Raw genomic sequence first — 18,393 nt, forward strand, 5'->3', positions numbered from 1 at the left:
GGGCGGTCACCCGGTGGTGCGCAGGTGCAGGGCGGCGGAGCAGTAGGCGGTGTAGGCCAGCCCCAGGACGTTGCCCCTGCCCAGGAGTTCCATCCGGGTGCGGTGCAGGGCGGAGCCGACGTCCTGCCCGGAGAGCATGAGCTCCCAGAACCGCTCGGCGAACTCCTCGGCCAGGCCCCGGACCACGGTGATCTCCGTGCCGATGACGCCGGCGGCGTGCAGGCCGGCCAGGACGTCGACGAAGGGCAGCCAGGTCCGGGCGTCGTGGTCGACGGTGTGGCAGCCGTTCAGGAAGACCAGGGGCCCGCCGGTCCGCGCCCACTGCTCCCACTCCGGGGCCTCGCCCCAGGCGGCCAGGTCCTCGGGCAGGATGCGGTCGTCGTGGCCGATCTCCAGGACGGTGGGGGTGGTGTCCTCCCCGGCCCGGGCGGGGAGCCCGTGGCCGAAGAAGTAGACGCCCGTGGAAGGGGCGCCGGTCAGCGCCAGGCGGAAGGCGTCCTTGCGGTCGCAGACCCGCAGGTCGGGGAAGAAGGCGCGGAGGGCCGTCAGGTGGCGCTCCACCCCGGTGGGGTCGAACCTGGTGCTGCGCGCCACGGTCAGGGAGGGCGCGGCTCCGGCCGGGCCCGCCTCCAGGTGGACGCGGCCGCCGCCTGGGACGGACGCGGGCTGTTCGATGATGTGCTTGAACCCCCAGAAGCCGTACGGGCAGAGCGTGTTGAGCGGGTGACGGGTCCGGTCCGGGCAGGCGCGGGCGGTCGGGTCCCGGCGCAGTTGCTTCCAGCCGGGCCCGCACTGCCCCAGGGGCGTGTCGGCCTCCACCGGGATGTCGTACAGGAGGGCCCAGGGGAAGGCGAGGTCGTTCAGCTCGGTCCGGCAGATCTGGATCGTCGAGGGCCGGTCGAGCACCCGCTTCAGGGCCTCCCGCTCCGGCCGGCTGCGAACGACCATCTGGTAGAGCGACCAGCCGCGCCGGGCCAGCCGAGTCATGTCCCGGCGCAGCGCGTCGGGGTCCTTGCGGTTCTCCTTGTCCAGCAGGTTCACCCGCACCTTTTTCTCCTCCTTCCCTTCCCTCATTCGCAGTTCGCTGTGGCAGGCGAGGAGATCGGTCCGGACCTGCTCCAGCACCGCGACCACCTGGTGCTCGCTGAGCCAGAAGGCGGCGGCCGGGCTGTCCTCGGCGGTGACGTCGATGGTCATCGCGCCGTCGCGGCGCCCCACCCGTACCGCGGCGCCGCGGCGGGGCAGCGTGTCCAGGCCGGTGAAGCCCGAGGTCAGCGTGTAGTCGACGACGGCCCCGGTGGTGCCGCCGGGGCCCTCGGCTGCGGAGACGGAGACGGTCACGGTCGCCGACTGCAACTGGTTGCCCCGGTAGGAGACGATCAGCAGCAGTCGGGCCGGGCCGGGTTCCTCCGGAACGACGAAGGGGATGTGCAGGTGCCGCCCCCGGTGGGCCGGTTCGCAGTTGTGCCGTCCGCCGGGCGAGCAGTGGCAGACCCAGGCGTCCCCGTGCAGCGGCAGGAAGATCCAGTACCGCTCGGCGGGCAGGTGGAGGTCCGCGCTGACGGCGGTCACCTGGAGCCAATCGCCCCGACCATTGTCGTCCGTGTGGTCGAGGGGCCCTTCGGGGAGCGCCGGGGAGGAGGACGGGAGGAGGTTGCCATCGACTGGATCCCCGATGCCCAGACGGAGTTCGTAGGTGCGTCCGGAGGCGAGGTAGAGGTCGGCGGGCACGCTCCGGCGCGAGTGCGGCCAGACGACCGCGAGGTTGAGGAAGCGCGCCGGGGTGTCCTGGCCGGCGTCCTCCTCGGCGTCTTCGTCGAAGTCCCCGTCCGTGGCCGGTTCTTCGCGGGGCAGCTCCGGTGCCTCCTGGGTAGGGATGCCCCGCGCCCAGGCCGTGTCCCGCTCCCGTTCCAGGAACTCCACCCAGCAGTCGGCGGCGGAGCAATACTCCTCGAGGATCAGGTCGAACGCGGCGTCGAACTGTTCCCGCGTGAGGTCTGGGTCCCCCAGCAGGGCTAGCCAGGCGTCGCGGGCTTCGTCGTCCAGCTCGGAGTGCCACAGCTCGGTGCTGCGGAGGATCCGCAGCAGGCGCTCCTTCTCGGACCGGTACGTCCGGGTGTACTCCGCCGGTTCCTCCACTGCCACGCCCGTTCCCCTCTCGGCTCCTCCAGGTACTGGCATTCTGGGACAGACGAGTGAGTGGGGGCCAACCGTGCAACTGAACTGGGACATCACCATCTGCCTGGAGTTCCAGGGGGAGTCGGTCATGGCGGTCGTACGGGAGGGGGGCGTGGCGCTGCACGATCCGCCGCCGGCCCGGCGGGTGACGGGCAACCTATTCGTCCCCTCGGGGAAGCCGGTGTCCCAGCGGGCGGCGGAGGGCATGGCGGGGATCCTGCTGCCTCCGCCCGTCAGGTTCCACCTCTCCCTGCGAATGGAGGAGTTGGCGTGCGGTCACCTGCGACTGCGGATCCTTACCCCCGAGGTCCGCGTGCCGGGCCTGACGTCCGAGGGCGGCCCGCGGGACCTGGCGGCCCTGCGTTGGGAGGCGGTGCGGGTGCCCGGCGCGACGGCGCTCCGCGAGGAGTGGCGGGCCTGGGCTGCGGAGCCGTCGGTCATGCCGGCGGACGGCAGCCGACCGCTCGGGGATCACCCCCGGATCCTGCTCGTGCGCAGCGTCCGCTCCAACGTTCGGCAGGCCGTCCGTACCCCGGTCACCATCGGGCGGGTGGTGATCGCCGACGCGACCGCGGTGCACGGCGAGATTGCCGTCCCCGGCGCGGACGCGCCCGTCACACTTGCCCAGCCCCCGCCGGAGGCGCTGGCGGACGCCGACCGGCGGCTGGTGGAGGGGGTGGCCGTCGGCTCCCGGCTGTCGGCCCGCACCGCGGACATCCCGGCGACACCGCGGGCGCTGCGCCGCGCACTCGACGGCGGCGCCGAGGTCTTCTACTACGGCGGGCACCAGCTGCAGGGCGGCCTCGCCCTGGCTGTGGACGGTACGGACGGTTCCGAGGGCGGCGAGGGTGGGACCTGGTTCCCCGCGGACCACCTCGGTGAACTGCTGGCTGAGGCCGGTGTCGGCCTCGCGGTGCTGATGGCCTGCCACTCCGGCGGGGCGGCCGACGAGCGGGGGCGGGCCCCCTCGGTGGCGCGGCGACTCGTCCGTGCGGGAGTGACACAGGTGGTAGCGGTGATAGGGGAGGTGACTCACCGTCAGGCGGCGGACTTCGCCCAGGTCCTCTTCGCGGCGCTGGTCCGGGGCGAGCCGTCCGACCTGGCGCTGCGCGAGGCCCGCAAGGCCATCGTGGACGCGCACGTGCTGCCCGTGCTGTTCGTCCGGGAGGGCGTCGGCGACCTCTCGGTGGGGATGTTCCCCGAACTGCGCGACGAACGCCGGGCGCCGGTGGCCCACCGCCTGCCAATTGACGGCGACCTGGAGCCGGACGAGCGGTACCGGGTGCACCTGGACGCCTGGTGGTGCCTGACCGGCCGTACCGTCGCCGACGTCCTGGCCGATCCGACCGGCGACGACCTGACCGGGCTGATGACCGACGCCGAACGGCTGCTCGCCGTCGCCCGCCACCACGACCGCGACGAGGCCCCCCGGCGCTGGTACCTGTGCGACGCGGCCGGGGGGCGGCTGCCCCGGAACGCGGTCGAGTTGCACAACAGTGTCCGTCCGGCCCACCGCCCCGCACCGCCCGGGGAGCACCGGGGGACGGGACTCGTCCTGAAGATGAACACCTCCCCCCTCCCCCCGGGGATCCGCCGGGACGTCGAGCGGCTCTTCCGGTTCGACCCCGACCTGCGGGTCCTCGTCCTCCAGGTGAGCGGACCGCAGCCGGACCAGGTGCGCAGCAGCGCGAAGGAGCTGGCCCGGCTGCTCGGCCACCAGGAGTACCTGCTGCGCCTTCCCGCACCGACCGCCACCGTGCCCCAGCGGTCCCGGCGGCGGCCGGGCGCGGCGGGTGGCGCGGCTGGCACGGGCCGGGGCGCCCGTGGCCTCCTCGACCGGCTGGCCCTGGCCCGCGGGGCGGACGGGGCGGTGCCCGTGCCCGAGGTCGACGTCCGGGAGGTCGTCGACGACCTCAACGCGGACGGGACGTGGGGGACGTTCGACGAGGAGCGGGAGGTCCTCGACGAGGTGCGGCAACGCTGGCCCGGGTTGTACCGCACACTGTTGGAGGCCCACGCCCGCGACCGCGTCCCGCCCCGGCGGAACGCGTCGCTGTGCCTGGCGGCCGCCTGCGACGAGGACCTGGACCGGTGGATCGGGGCGGCCGGGACGGAGCTGCCCCTGCCTGGCGACGTCCGCCGCCGGGACCTGACCCGCCCGTTGGCGGAGGCGGTCGCCCTGGCACTACTGCGGGCCGGCCACACCGATACCGACGCCCTGGACGCCTGGGTGGAGGCCGCCCCGGTGGTGGCGGCCGCCATCAGGGTGGCAGGCCGGGGAGCAGCAGGGCCCCTCCCGCAGGACCTCGACCAAGCAGATGAGGCCGTCGCCCTCGACCGGGCCGGGCTGCTCGACCCAATCGACTTCGTAGAGCTCGACCCGACCGGCAGCCGGCCGGGCAGCTGGGCGCTGCTGACCCGCCGCCCGCTGACCGAAGAGTCCGCCCGCTGGATCTACGGCCTAGGCGAGGATCAGCGTCGGGTACTCGGACTCGAACCGGCCGGTGGGGCGAGGAAGCGGCCCGCCGACGCGGAGCTGGAAGCCGGTCTCGCCCCGTTCCGGGACGCCCTCCGGTCGCCGCTGTCCCTGGCCGAGGACGAATGGTGACGATGCATCAGGAACCGGGTTCGATGCGGCCGGAAATCGTCGCCCCGCGGCCCGGAACCCGTAGGGTAGGTCACCCGCTTCTCGTCCCGCCGATGCCACCTCTCGGCCGGTGACCGCACGTAAGGGACATGGATGCTCGAACACTGGTACTTCTGTGCCTCGTTGGGACTGCCGCCGCAGACGGCCGCGCTCCATCTGGACGTCCTGACCGCGCTCCAGGAACCGGTGGGGACGCCCCGGGCCGGAGAGATCGTCGGTGCGGCACTGGAGAGCCTGGGCCGGACCGGCACGGCCACCGCGCTCCACGCGCTGCCCCTGGTCCTGGCGGCGCACCACCGGTTCGCCGGCAGCGGCGAGGTGATCGCGCGGGCGGCGGACGTGTACCGGTACATCGCCGCGGTCGCCCCCGAGCACCTGCGGACCCGCCTGGGGGCCGCGCTCCGGTCGGCCGCCGGCCCCGTCCGCCCCGCGCTGGCGGCCCTGGGTGAACTGCTGGACGGCCTGGACGACGGCACGTCCGAGACGGACGCCGCCGACGTCCCGTACCAGGACCTAGTGGAGCAACTCGCCCCGACCGTGGCCCTGGTGGCGGTCCGCTTCCTGGTCGGGCGCGACGCGCGCGCGGCGGGCGAGGTTCTCGACGAGCAGCAGTCCCTGACCGAGGAGGCGCTGGCCGGCCGGTACGGGCGTATGGCCCTGCTGCAGGCCGCCGAGGCCGTCGCGGCGCTCCGGCCCGAACACGCCGGCCGGGTTCGGGCCGCCCTCGCGACGGCCTCCCGGGGCGCCTTCGACCTGGAACCGGACCTGCTGGCCGCCGCGGCCCGCATCACCTACCCGGTGTCCGCGGACCCCAGCCCCGGCCCGGACCCACTGGACGCGGTCGAGGCCGAGGCGTTCGCCGGAGAACGCCTGACCGGCTGGCTCCGGACCTGGACCGCCGACGGGCTGATCCCGCAGGCCGTCGGCTGCGAGGCCCGAGAGGCCGCCTACCGGCGCCTTGGCGGAACGGGGGCCGCGTCGAAGTCGGCGATGCCGGCGGTGCTGTGGCAGACGGCACTGTGGTCCGCCGCCGCGGAGGTCGCCCCGGAGCGGGTCACCCGGCGGCTCGCCCGGTGGTGGCGCGCGCCCGCCTCCCAAGGACCGGTCGACGCGCCGAGGTTCCCGCTCACCCTGCCCTACGACTCCTACGAAGTCGTCCAGCAGTACACCCATCGGCTGCTCTCGCTGCGCCACCCCGCAGGCCAGATCCCCAATCCGCGGTTCAGCGCCGGCCCGGCCGGGGGCACCGACCCAGAGACGGCGGCGTGGCTGTGGTCGCCCTGGCTGGTCCAGGACCAGCCCAAGGCCACGGGCAGCACGGGCGGGGCGGTGGTCCGGCTCCAGGACGGCCAACCCGAGCAACTGGTGCGGCTGTTGGGGGCGGGCCTGCTGGCCGTCCGGCTCCTGACCTGCCAGGGGCCCAGCGGGGAAGCCGGGCCGGAGGGTGGGGATGACCACCTGCTGCTGCTCCTCGTCCACCTGCGCGACACCCTGTACCGGACGTTCGACGCGCTCATGGAGACCGTGCACGGCCCCATCCACCGGGCTCAGCTGCAGGTCGGCCACCTGTGCGTGCTGCTGCTACACGGCGCGGCGGTTGCCGACTGGGCTGGCAAGGGCGTGCGGGCCGCGATCCACCCGGCCGGGATCGTCCGTGTGGTGGCGGCGCTACCGACCGCGCCATCGACGCCCCCGGTGCTGCCCGACTGGGCCGCGCGCAAGGTGGCCCTCCACTGGGCCCAGGAGGCGTCGGCGGGCGGCACCGGGCAGCATCGGACGGAGGCTGGGGCCCGGTGGTTCGGCGGTCAGCCGTCCCCCGCGGACACCCTGCTCGACCTGATCCGCGAACGGGACCGGCCCGTACCCGCCGTGACGGCCTCGGGCGCCGCCCGGCTGTACCGCGACCTCCACCCGCACTCACGGCACGACGTGCTCCGCTGGGACTGGACGCCTGAGGGGCCGCGGCGCCCCGACGGAAGGCGGCTGCGGTCGCTACTGCCGGGCACGCTGGTGCTCAGCGGCCCCACCGACCCGGACCGGGACTCCTTCTCGGTCGAGGAGTGGCAGCGGATGTCAGAGGAGGTGAGCCGCTTCCTCGCCGCGACTGACAAGCACGGGATCACCCCGGTCACGGTCCGCACGCTGCGGCTCGCCGCCCTGGTCGGCCGCCCCGACCTCGGCGACGCCAACCACCACGAGGAGTGGGTCTCCTCCTGGAGCGGCCTGGTCTCCTCCCTCGGCACACCGGCCCAACTGCCGCGCTACGTGCGGGCCCGGATGTTCGATATGTTCCGCGCGCCGACCGAGGGGACGGGCTCGCAGGAACGGCTGCTGAACGTCCTGGAGCAAATGGTGGACGCGATCGTCGGCCTCAGCGGCGGCGCGCAGTTCTACTACGACCGGCTCTTCGAGGAGCTGACCCACGGCGGGCTGCCCCCGGAGACGGCCAACCGGCTGCGGCTGCGGGCCCTGCGGGCGCTTTACCACAAGTGGGGCGGTCGGCCGCCCGTGGCGGCACACGGCAACCCATGGTTGGACCACCAGAGCCGGATCTCCGGCCGCGGCACCGAGGCGGCGCTGGTCGGGTTCCTGCGGGCGACGGCGGCGCGGGAACTCGGCGGCCGGGGAACCACGCTGGCCGAGGCGATGGCCTCGCTGTGGGACAGCACCCAGCGGCCCGCCCGGTACCCGGCGACCCGCCGGGCCGCCGACCTGCCCGGCGAGGACCGGCGGTTCCTCGCGGCGACGGTCCAGGACCGCCGCACCGGCGAGGTCGTCGAGTACCGGCGTGACGAGAACGCCTCGGTCGGGGCCGTGCGGGACAGCCGCCGGCAGGTGTTCGACCTGTTTCGGGGCGATGCCCGCCCCGAGCCGGACACCTGCGTGCTCGGCGTGGTGGTCCATCCGGCCCTCCGCGACACGTCCACCCTGCTGGTCAACTGCGGGCTCGACACCCTCCAGCGCTGCCGGCCCGAACCGCAGGACGGCCGGCGCTGGGAGGTCGGCGACACCGTGGCCGTGCGGCTCGCGCCCCCCGGCGGGCAGCCGCTGCCCACCGTTGTCCCGCTGGTGCCGCTGCTCCAGCAAGACGGGGAGGTGCGCGCGGCGGAGCTCGCCCGCAACGACCAGCACCCGGGCCTCGGGCTCCGGGTGGAGGGCTGCCCGGGCGAGCTGTACCCCGGCGGGACGGGGGAGGCGGACACCGCCGCCCGCCGCCGCTGGGACCCAGACCTCTCCCGGGCCTTCGACCCGGAAGGCACCGCGATCCGGTCGAACGTGCTGGTCAGATGGCACGGGGAGCTCAACCGCTGGGTGCCCCTGGACGCGGGGCTGCCCGAACTGGCCGTCGCGGCCGGCACCGGGGAGGTGCCGGTGCCGGTGCGGCTGGTCCTGGTCGGCGACGCCACCGAGCGGACCGGGTACGGCACGGCCTGGCGCTTCGTCACCACGCCGGGGCACTCCTACGTGCTGGGGCCCGCGGCGTGGCGGCCCGTCGACTGGCGGCGGCTGGAGGAGGAGTACCCCGACGCCCCGACAGGGCTGATCGTGCACGCTGAGTTCGCGCCGGGGGAGGCTGTCCTCCGGCTGTCCGCCCGAAAGGCCTTCGACCGGCGCAACCTGGAGTGGCTTGCGGTGTTCGACCCGCCGGCCGAGGCTCGCGACCGGCCCGAGGACGGCGACATGTCCGAGGACGGGGCGCGGTCTGCCGAGCACTACGCGCAGGAGGACGCCTTCCTCCGGACGGACGCCGACGGCTGGCCGCAGTGGCAGATCGACGTGCGCGCCGTCGAGGGCTTCCCCCCACTGGTCAGGGCCGAGTTCGCCGGGCCGACGCCCAGGGGCGCGCACGCGGTGTGCAGCGTCGAAGCCTGGGACGACGCCGCCGCCCGGCGGGCCGTGGTGAAGGTCCAGCCGCTGTACGAGGACGGCATCCTCGTGCAGAAGCCCACCCCCGAGCAGTACGCCTGGTACGCAAAGGTGCCGGACCGAACGGTCGTCGACCTGGTGTGGGCCGCCCGCAAGGGCGACAGCGCCGCGAACTGGGCCGCCACCGCCGACGGGCTGCGAGGACGGGTGGCCACCGAGTCCCTTACGCTCAGCGGCGACTTCCCGATGCTGTCCCGCACCGCCCCGCGCCGCGCCCAGGTCAGCTCCGACTACCTAGTCCTGCCCTCCCCGGACCAGCTGCGCGCCCCCTTGGCGGCCCTGCCGCCCGGGCACCTGGCGGAGCGGTGCCTGCCGCCGCGCGATCCGGCCGAGCTGGACCGCCCCGGCCTCAGCGGCTTGGTGGTCGCCCGCTACAAGAACCAGGACAACCAGGTCAGCCACGTGCGCGCCTGGTTCGACCTCGGCGGGCAGATCGCTGTGGCCAGGCTGCCGGTGGACTGCCTCGACATCGACGCGCCCGCGGTGGGCGACCGCCTCGGCGGCGTGCGGACGGGCGCCGGATGGACCTTCGAGACGCACCGCCGGATGCTGCATTTCGAAGCCCTCTGGGAACGGGTGGACGAGCCCGGAGCCGACTGGAAGGCGGTCGGCACCACCACCGGCCCGGACGGCACGCCGCTGACGGTCCGCCAGGACGCCTCGGGCCGACCGCGGCTGGCCACCGAGCCGGGCACCAGAACCACGTCCGCCAGCACCGGCCGGGCCACCGCCCGGCGCGGCGGCAGACCGCGCAACGACGGGACCTTCCCCGTCGTCGTTCAGCACGGGGGCGTTCACCGGGTAGGCCACACTGCGGGCATCGACCTTGGGATCGACTTCCGGGCCGTCCATGTGGAACGGGAGCAGGTCGACCTGCGTAACGTGGCACCGGCGCCCGCCGACGGTACCGGCACCCGGTACGTCCGGATCCGGCGGGAGTACGACCTCTCCCCGGTCGGGCCGACCCGGCGGCCGGCTGGCCCGGCGCCGCGCCCCGCGTACGACCGGGCCGCCGCCTGGCAGCGGATTGTCGACCCGCCGGAGCCGGTGCTGACCGGGCGGATCGACGCGGACGGCCGGATGGCGCTGTCGGCCTGCGAGGCACCCGACGCCGAGGGGGTCTACCGGCCGTGGCTGGAGATCCTCGACGAACCGCGTGCCTGGGTGGCCGGCCGCAATCACCCGACTGACCTGGTCCGGGCCCGGCCGGTGCCCCACCCTGACGGCACCGGCTACGCTGCGTCCTTCCTGTCGGCCGCCCCGCTGTCCGTCACCGACTTCATGGCGGTGATCGCCCCGTACGCGGCGGCCGACGGAAGCCGCTGCGACTTCCGGGACCCGCGGCACACCCGGGGCAAGCCGTACTACGTGGGCATCGAGGAGACCGGGACCGGCCTGGCCGCCCGGTTCGAGTTCGGCTACGGCTGGTTCGTCGACATCCCGACCGGGACGCTGCTGGTGGGCGGCGAACCCCTGGACCCGGACGGCCTGGCCCTCTTCCACGGAGACCGCGTCGAGGCCATGGCCTTCAGTGCGACCGAGGACGCCCCCGACACCGTCACCGTGCTGATCGAACTGGCCGATATCGCGACTGGCGTGGAACGGCAGATCCACTTCGAGGCGACGAACGCCAACGTCGTGCACCTCCTCGACGCCACCGTGGACCACGACCGCGGCCGGGTCACTGTGCACCGCGCGGTCACCCGCACCCGGGGGCTGGGCCGCGACACCGACCCGGACACCCACGCCGTCGAACAGCCGGTCAGTGCCCGGATCGACGACTGGGACGTGCCGGCGCTGCTTGCCGCGCAAGGGGAGGGCGCCGGCCGCAGGCTGCTGCTGGGCCGACTCGTCCCGGAACAGCTGGGCCGGCACCGCCGGGCGCTGCGCTTCGCCACCGTCGCCCCGCACGCCACCACCGACGGCAGCCGGGGGCTCGGCCAGGACGACCGGCTCTACCTGGAGGCGGGGTCGATCCACGAGACTCGCAACGACTACCTGCTGCGCTTCGTCCTGCCCGAAGAGGTGGTCCAGGACGGGGAGCCGCTCTCCGCGGTGGTACCCCGGCGGGAGTTCTCGCACCGGGAGAGCTGCCTGCGCCGGGCCGCGAAGACCGAGGGCCTCGATGCCTACCGGGGACGGGCCCGGATGCTGGTGCGGCTCGGGGCCCCGGGCCAGTACCCCAACCAGTGGCACGGCTCCACCAAGTCGCCGCCGGTCCGCAGCACCGAGACCCTGCGCAGCTACCTGAGGCGCAAGCCGGGCGGCAGCTTCGGCGTCGTCGACGCGGACGGACGGCGGATCGAGCTCCGCCCCGGCGTGCTCTTCGACCTCGCCGGACTGCACGCGGGCGACGAGGTCACCGCCGGATCCGTGGTGCGGCTGGTGCTCGACGCCGACGGGAGGATTCACGTCAGGCAGGCCATCCCGGCCGACTTGACCTACCTGGACGAGCGGCCGAGGCCCGCCGTGGTCTTCCCAAAGGACAGCCTCCGGACGGCCGAGGACGTCCGGGAGGCAGACGCCCCCAGACGGTTCACAGTGGCCGGCCTGCCCGGCCTCAACGCCACGGCCCAGCGGGACACCGGGGCTGCCCTGCTGCACCGGGAGCACCCCAAGATCGCGGGCGTGGTGCGCAGGACTGCGGGCCGCAGCGCCCAGCTGGTCCCGCTGAAGGAACCCCGGTCCGGCGTCTTGGAGTTCGACGCCGAGGACCCGGCCGAGGGAGTGTCGGCCCGCCCCGTCGGTACCGTCGGCCCGGACCCCGCTGTCCGGACTGTCCCCTGGGCCCAGGTCTCCTTCCTGGATGCGTCGGCCCGGGAGATCGCCCGGGCGTGCGAACGGGAGGGGTGGCGCTACCACGACACCCGCACCCGCACCTGGTCGCTCGGCGGGGAGCCCCGGCTGCGGGACCTGCCCGCACTCGCTCGGATCGTCGAGGAGCCGGTGTTCTTCTCCCACAAGGGCACCGGCTGGACGCTTCGGCACGAGTCGGCGGCCCTGCGCCAGTACGGCTTCCCCGCCACCGAACTGCTGGAGGAGACATTCCAGGACCGCCCGGAGAGCCTGCGGACGTACTGGGCCGTGGCCCGCGCCGAGGACGGCGGCGTCTGGCTGGAGATGTCACCGGGCCGGGTCGCCGAGATCCGCGGCGAACTCGTCCGGTTCTCCGACGGGCACTCGCTGGCCGACCTCGACTGGTCGCGGTTCGCCCCCGGAGACCTGTTGTACGGGCGGATCGAGGGTGGGGTCAACGAGTGCGGCCACTTGGTCCTCACCGACTGGCGGCCCGGCCTGCGCGGCGCGCTCCGGGCCGGCCACCACAACCGGCTCCTGCTTCCGGTCGGCCACGCGGACGAGACGGCGGGCGCGCTCTACCTCGGCGCGGGCGACGCTGCCTTCCCCTACCCGGCGGAACGCGCACTGATCGAGCGTTGCCCCCCGGGCAGCACCGTGTGGCTCGACGAGGCCAACGCGCTGGCGCCCGCCGCCCCCGACTCGGTCCGGGCCGGGGACACGGTGCTTCTCACTGCGGACCCGGCGGGCGGGGTGCTGAGGGTGGCGGGGCTGCCGAACACGGCGGTCGAGCTGGCACCCGCATCCAAGGAGCACTGGTTCCTGGCCCGCTGGCTGCGAGACGACCTGGCGTCGAGCACGACCGAGGCGGGCAGCGTGCTGCTCCGCCAGCTGGGTGTGCTGCCGGTGACGGTCGAAGCCGTGGCCGACGGACCCAAACCTGTCGTCACGGTCTCCCGGCGCCGACAGCCCGGCGGGGTCTGGCCGGACGGCACCGTGCTCGCCCGGCCCGTCGCCCACCTGGGCAACGGCCGGATCGTGATGCGCAGCGGCGCGGCGCTGATCAGGACGGACATGGACGAGCTGCTGCCCAGCCTCCCCCAGGAGGCCCGCGAACCGGCCGCGGCCGCACTCGCTGCGGACCGGCGCCTGCTGCGGCTGCACTGGGACCGGACCACCCGGACGCTGCGCACAGGCCTGCCGACCGGCGACACCACACTGGGCGAGACGACCGTGCAGGCGCTGTTCGCCGTGGACGGCCCGGACGGCGCCTGCCTTGGCGTGCTCTGCAAAGAGGAGCGCACCCAGGCCCTGTGCTGGCTGCCCGCCCGGGACGCGGCGTGGGCGCAGGACGTGCCGGGCGACCTGCTCGTCAAGCGGCTGCGGGCTGTCCGGAAGCTGACCGTGCTGCGCCGCGAGCACCACCTGATCAGCCTGGTTGACCACCCGCTGGCCGTCCACGAGTTCGGGAACCTGACGGTCGGGCAACTGCTGCGGGTGTCCGTGGTCGACGATGCGGCGGCGGACGGGGCCAGCGGCATGCGGCTGGTCGCGGTGGCCCCGCTCGGCCTGCTGGCGCGGTTGTCCGGCCGGACGGCGTGCGGGCCCGGGGAGGAGCTGATGACAGAGGTCGCCCGGTTCGGCCAAGTCCGCGGGCAGCGGGCGGTCCACCTGGTGGAGCCCGGGGCCCGGAGGACGGTCGTCGACCTGCCGGAGTGGATGTGCGGCCCGCTCGGCAGGCTGGCACTGCACTCGTTCGCCGACACCGCGAAGCGCGTCGACGGCCTGATCCCGCTGTGGTTCGTGAAGTACCGGAAGGCGTACCGGGCGGGGCTGGACGGCGGCGCGGCGCCGAGGGGCAACTCGGTGGGGCGGAAGGTGCTCTGGGCGCTCGGCAGGCTGGAGCACGCGTTCGATCAGGAGGAGGTGTCGCAGGAGGAGGGCGAACGGGCCAAGCGCACCGCCGCGGCCGCGGTGACGGAGTGGATCGGCTCCGACATCGGCCGGACCCTCGTCCTGCAGACGGACGAGGGCATCGACCTCGGGCCGGCGCTGGCCGTCTGCCGGCTGGGCGGCCTCCTCCCGTCTGCGCTGGTCGGGCTCCCGGAGGGCTGGGTGTCGTTCCTGTTGGCCCGGATCGGCGACCGGGCAGTCGCCTCGATGCACACCGAGGCGCTCGTCACTCAGTGGCTGACCCGGCCGGACCGGCACACCAAGGAGGGGGACTGGCGCAGGCTGCGCTCGCTCCGGATCGCGCAGCACATGACGGACGGCCAGGTGACGCTCGTCGAGGGGTTCGGCCGGTCCGTCACCGAACGCCCGGAAGGACTCCCGCAGAGCGAAGCCGCAGGAGTAGCACGGTCGCTGCTCGCGGCCGTGGGCCGACTGCCCGCAGCCGAGCACCTGGCCGGGGACGCCCCACTGCTGCACCGGCTGGCCCGGCTTGGGGCGAGCCTGACCCCGCCGCATGGGCGGGCGGTTCCCCGATGGCAGCCGCTTGGCGAGCAGCACAAAGTGGTCGAGTCGGTCTTCGGGCAGCTCATGCCACGGGGCCTACCGCTCACCCTGCTGCCGGCCTCCGTCCTGATGCCTGACGCAGGCACGCAGTATGGAGAAGCGCTTCTCAGAGAGGCGAAGGCACGGACAGCATGACGGCGCCGCTATTCGGGAAGTTCCGATACCCGACTCCACCATTCCGTTGGGGCTGCCGACCTGGTCGGACAAGCTTGTTGGTGAAGTGGTCCGCCTGTTATGGGAGGCGTATTACGAGCCGACGTTCTCCGACCGCTCCCATGGATTCCGTCCCCGCCGTGGCTGCCATACCGCTTTGCGGGAGGTGGACCACACCTGGACCGGGACGTCCTGGTTCATCGAAGGGGACATCGCCGACTGCTTCGGCAGCCTGGACCACCAGGTCCTGCTGTCGTTCCTCGGCGAGAAGATCCATGACCAGCGGTTTCTGAGGCTGGTGCGCAACATGCTCAAGGCCGGATACCTGGAGGACTGGAAATGGGGTGCCACACTCTCCGGAGCTCCGCAGGGCGGAGTGGCCTCCCCGGTCCTGTCCAACATCTACCTGCGCAAGCTGGACGAGTTCGTTGAGACAGTTCTGATTCCGGAGTACACCCGAGGAAAACGCCGGGCCAGGAACCCGGCCTATCTGGAGTTGCAGAATCTGCTGGCGAAATCTCGCCGGCGCGGCGACCGGGTCGAGGCCCGTTCGTTGCGTCAGCGGATGGTCGGTCTGCCGAGCGCGGATCCGAACGATCCGGCATACCGCAGGCTGCGCTACATACGCTACGCGGACGATCATCTCCTCGGTTTCACCGGACCAAAAGCCGAGGCCGAGCAGATCAAGCAACGCCTGGCCCAGTTCCTGCGTGGTGAACTCAGGCTGGAACTGTCCCAGGAAAAGACACTGATCACTCATGCCCGCACCCGGCCAGCGAGGTTTCTCGGCTACGAGATCACGACCCAGCACAACGACACGAAGAAGACCGGCCGTTACCGTCGGGTCAACGGCCAGATCGCTCTCCGTGTCCCACGGGACGTGATTAAAGTCAAATGCGCCCCCTATCTCGCCCGGGGAGAACCCGGGAAGAAGACGGCCCTGATCAACAGCAGCGATCACGCGATCGTGGCGACCTTCGGGACCGTCTACCGGGGCATCATCCAGTATTATCTGCTCGCCGGAGATGTCTTCCGGCTGCACCGGCTGCAATGGGTCATGGAGACTTCCATGCTCAAGACTCTCGCGGCCAAGCACCGTTCGTCCGTGTCGAAGCTGGCCGCCAAGCACAAGGCCAGAATCGACACGCTTAACGGGCCCCGAGTCTGCTTCGAGGCCCGTATCGAGCGGAAGAACAGGAAACCACTGGTGGCACGGTTCGGTGGAATTCCTCTCCAACGGCAGCGAGCGGCTGAACTCGCCGACCGCGAGCCGGTCCGGGTGGACTATCCACAGAAGGAACTCATCGCGAGACTCCTGGCGGACACCTGCGAGATCTGCGGAAGCAAGGGCAACGTGCAAGTGCACCACGTCCGGGCTCTCGCCGATCTCGCACATGCCGGATGGCAGCCTTCCGACTGGGCGCGCGTCATGCTCCAACGGCGCCGCAAAACGGTCGTGGCCTGCGACGTCTGCCACGACCGCATCCATTCGGAACAGCCAGCCAGAACACTCACGCAGTAGTCACTGGAGAGCCGGATGACAGGGAAACCGTCATGTCCGGTTGGGCGGGAGGCCGCGCGGAACAGGAGCTGTCACGGCAGGCACCTCACCGCGCGGCCGACCCAACCGGCTGGCTCATGCTCCACCGCCGCCTGGCCCGCGACTACGAAACCTTGCCTACCCGCTCCGAAGCCGTGATCCACATTGCCATGACCGACCTCATGGCCCGCCGCCTCACCAGTGAGAACACCATCTCCTGGCGCGACCCGAAAAAGGCCATAGAACATCCCACCTCGGGATGAAACATCGGACGAAAACGACCTCTAAGGCCGCCCTCCTTCATAGGCGTCGCCGTTGCCCTTCAGCACACCGATGCGGTCTCCGGAGAGGGCGATCTGGATGACGCCGCTCGACGGAAGGAAGCTTCGGCGGCCCTGCAACGCGGGGCGAGTCGCTTTTAGAGGGAAATGATCTTCTTGGCCGTGGGAACAGTGGCCTCCCCTGGCGGAGAACGCGGCAGGTCAGGCGATTGTGTCGGTTGACCACCAGCCGGAGAAGCCGGAGTATTCACTGAATACTCCGGCTTCTTTGCTGTGTCCCTGTGCGGTCCGGCCGTCAGTGGAAGCTGAGCGAGGCCGAACCGGCCTCCGCGGTGATGGAGCCGGGGCAGAGGAAGCTGCCGGAGCTCTTGGCCGCGGTGAACGCCTGGTTGGCGTAGGTGCGCGTGGAACCGTCGCGGTTCCAGCCGACGTTCGTGGCGCGGTAGGAGCAGGAGATGATGCTCTGCTTCACCGTGATGTCGATGAGGTCGGAGCTCGCGGTGCCCGCGGTGTCGTCGAAGGTGACCGCGGGGTCGTTGTTGAGGGTGGCGCTCGCGCCGCCGGTGCAGCTCACCGCGCTGTTCACGGTCGAGCGGTCGATCGTCAGGGTGTCCGGCGGATTCCCGGTGGCGGTGGCGCCGGACCAGGTGCAGGTGCTGCCGGCGGCGGAGATGACGCCGTCGACCTGCTGCGAGGCCGCGATGCCCGACGCGCTCGCGACGGTGGACGCGCCGACGAGGGCGGCGGCCGCCAGCGCGGCGGCGAGCGGGAGTCTCGGGGTGAGTTTCATGGGTCAGTCCTCCATGCCGCGTCCTGTGGGGGGATGGACGGCGCCCCGTCCGTGCGCGCGGCGAGGGCGCGGACGGGGGCGTGGTACGGACGGACGGTCCCACGGAGACCTTGAAATGTCATGCACGTGTCACGTATTGGCTGAATGGTGCCCTCGCCCCGGCGCTTCCCGCCCCGCCCCCGTGCTCGCGGCCCGCGCGGGCGGTCACGTCCGCTTCGCGTACACGATCAGGTTGTCCACCGGGTGTCCCTGGGCGTCGAAGGTCCCGTCGCAGGTGATCAGGCGCAGGACCCGGTCCTTGGTGGGCCCGTAGACCCGGGCCGTCGGGAAGGCGGACTTCTTGACGGTCTCGCGGCCGGTCACGGTGAAGTGGGTGGTGGCGCCCTTCTCGTCGCGGACGGTGATGTCGGCTCCCTGGGCGATCTTCTTGAGGTCGTGGAAGACGGCGCGGCCGAAGCGGGTGTCGTTGTGGCCGATGAGGACGGCGGGGCCGGGGGCGCCGGGGACGGGGCCGCCGGTGTACCAGCCGACCGTCATGCCCTTCTCGGCGGGCGGGACCTCGACGGTGCCGTCCGCGTTGAGGCCGAGCCGCATGACGGCGCTGTCCACACCGAGGGAGGGGATGGCGACGTGGACCGGCGGCCGGGCGGGCACCCCGGCGCGCGGCGGCGCGGAGGAGGCCGGGGTGGTGGCCGCGGCGGACGGGCGGGCTGCTGCGGCCGGGGGCTGCGTCGACGAGGAGTCCGAGCAGGCGGCGAGGGCGGTGAGCGGGGCCGAGAGCAGGAGCGCGTACGCGGGGAGGAGGGTGCGGCGGCGCGGGGCGGGACGGTGCATGGGGTGGGCTCCAGAAGGGGTGCGGGCCGGGGGACTTCGTCGCGGAAGGCCTGAGGTCCTGTCGTCACACTGCCGTCGTCGCCCGGAGGGCGGCCCTGCGGGGTCAGGTGCGTGCTCTCGGTGTGCCGGGTGCGGGTCCTCGTACTGGACGTACTCGGGCCTGTGCCCGGTGCGGCGAGAGCGCGTGCATGGCCCCGCGGGGCAGGCGGCGGTGTGACGACAGGACCTAGCGGCAGTGGCGCCGCCCGGATGCGGACGGCGCCACTGCGGGGCGGTTCGGGTGCGGTCAGCCGTCGCGGCGGGCGGCGCGGCGGCGCAGCACCACCGTGCCGGCGCCCGCGACCAGGAGCGCGGCCGCACCGGCGCCCGTCACGGTCGCGGTGGACGTGGCGCCGTCCGAGGAACCGGACGGCTCCTCACCGGCCGCGACCCCGCCCCGGGGCGCGACCGTCGGGGTGGCGTCCGACGGGGAGGACGGGACGGCGCTCGGCACCGCCGTCGGCTCCTCGCCGGGGCCGTCGACCGACGGGCTGGGCTCGGCGGGCGCCGCCGACGGGGTCGCCACCGGCGTCGGCGAGGAGTCGGCGAAGGCGGCGGTGGCCGGGAGGCAGACCGCGCCGACCGCGACGGCGGTCAGGACGGCGGTGCGCAGGGACGTACGCAGGGGCATGGACAGGGCTCCGTTCCGGTTCGGCCTCGACGGCGGCGCGGAGCAGGGGCGCACCGCGCC

Annotated in this window: 6 protein-coding genes and 2 pseudogenes; 4 read left to right on the plus strand and 4 right to left on the minus strand. The window is 73.2% G+C overall.

Translation table 11 applies throughout. The annotated features are described in order from the left end of the window. Nucleotides 1-6 precede the first annotated feature (6 nt). Nucleotides 7-2,145, minus strand: coding sequence for a CHAT domain-containing protein (locus ACZ4FH_RS14190; RefSeq protein ID WP_467304682.1), 2,139 nt, complete (start codon nucleotides 2,143-2,145; stop codon nucleotides 7-9). Between the two features lie 67 nt (nucleotides 2,146-2,212). Here ACZ4FH_RS14190 and ACZ4FH_RS14195 point away from each other — a divergent pair, with 67 nt between their 5' ends. From ACZ4FH_RS14195 to ACZ4FH_RS14210, 4 genes and pseudogenes are all read left to right on the plus strand, one after another. Continuing rightward, nucleotides 2,213-4,786, plus strand: a complete 2,574-nt coding sequence (locus ACZ4FH_RS14195) for a CHAT domain-containing protein (RefSeq protein WP_467304683.1) — start codon at nucleotides 2,213-2,215, stop codon at nucleotides 4,784-4,786. 132 nt (nucleotides 4,787-4,918) lie between these two features. Next, nucleotides 4,919-14,200: a hypothetical protein gene (locus ACZ4FH_RS14200; protein WP_467304685.1), complete on the plus strand. Its 9,282-nt coding sequence runs from the start codon at nucleotides 4,919-4,921 to the stop codon at nucleotides 14,198-14,200. After that, nucleotides 14,166-15,740, plus strand: a pseudogene (locus ACZ4FH_RS14205) (reverse transcriptase/maturase family protein); the annotation flags it as partial. The gene ACZ4FH_RS14200 and the pseudogene ACZ4FH_RS14205, both read left to right, overlap by 35 nt. Before the next feature lie 107 nt (nucleotides 15,741-15,847). Continuing rightward, a pseudogene (locus ACZ4FH_RS14210) lies at nucleotides 15,848-16,021 on the plus strand (IS5 family transposase); the annotation flags it as partial. 313 nt (nucleotides 16,022-16,334) lie between these two features. Here ACZ4FH_RS14210 and ACZ4FH_RS14215 read toward each other — a convergent pair. From ACZ4FH_RS14215 to ACZ4FH_RS14225, 3 genes are all read right to left on the minus strand, one after another. Then, nucleotides 16,335-16,829 carry a hypothetical protein gene (locus ACZ4FH_RS14215; protein WP_467304687.1) on the minus strand — a complete coding sequence of 165 codons (495 nt, stop codon included), beginning with the start codon at nucleotides 16,827-16,829 and terminating at the stop codon, nucleotides 16,335-16,337. A 204-nt stretch (nucleotides 16,830-17,033) separates the two neighbouring features. Further along, nucleotides 17,034-17,663, minus strand: coding sequence for a class F sortase (locus ACZ4FH_RS14220; RefSeq protein WP_467304688.1), 630 nt, complete (start codon nucleotides 17,661-17,663; stop codon nucleotides 17,034-17,036). Nucleotides 17,664-17,949: 286 nt separating this feature from the next. Further along, a complete protein-coding gene (locus ACZ4FH_RS14225) occupies nucleotides 17,950-18,333 on the minus strand; it encodes a sortase-dependent protein (RefSeq protein WP_467304690.1) in 384 nt (127 codons plus the stop codon). Between the last annotated feature and the right edge of the window lie 60 nt (nucleotides 18,334-18,393).

The organism is Streptomyces sp. NPDC024555, assembly GCF_055559335.1.

Bases quoted from the DNA above. Each gene is read 5' to 3' on its own strand.
- ACZ4FH_RS14200 (WP_467304685.1), top strand. From the start codon at position 4,919: ATGCTCGAACACTGGTACTTCTGTGCCTCGTTGGGACTGCCGCCGCAG.
- ACZ4FH_RS14215 (WP_467304687.1), bottom strand. From the start codon at position 16,829: ATGAAACTCACCCCGAGACTCCCGCTCGCCGCCGCGCTGGCGGCCGCC.
- ACZ4FH_RS14220 (WP_467304688.1), bottom strand. From the start codon at position 17,663: ATGCACCGTCCCGCCCCGCGCCGCCGCACCCTCCTCCCCGCGTACGCG.
- ACZ4FH_RS14225 (WP_467304690.1), bottom strand. From the start codon at position 18,333: ATGCCCCTGCGTACGTCCCTGCGCACCGCCGTCCTGACCGCCGTCGCG.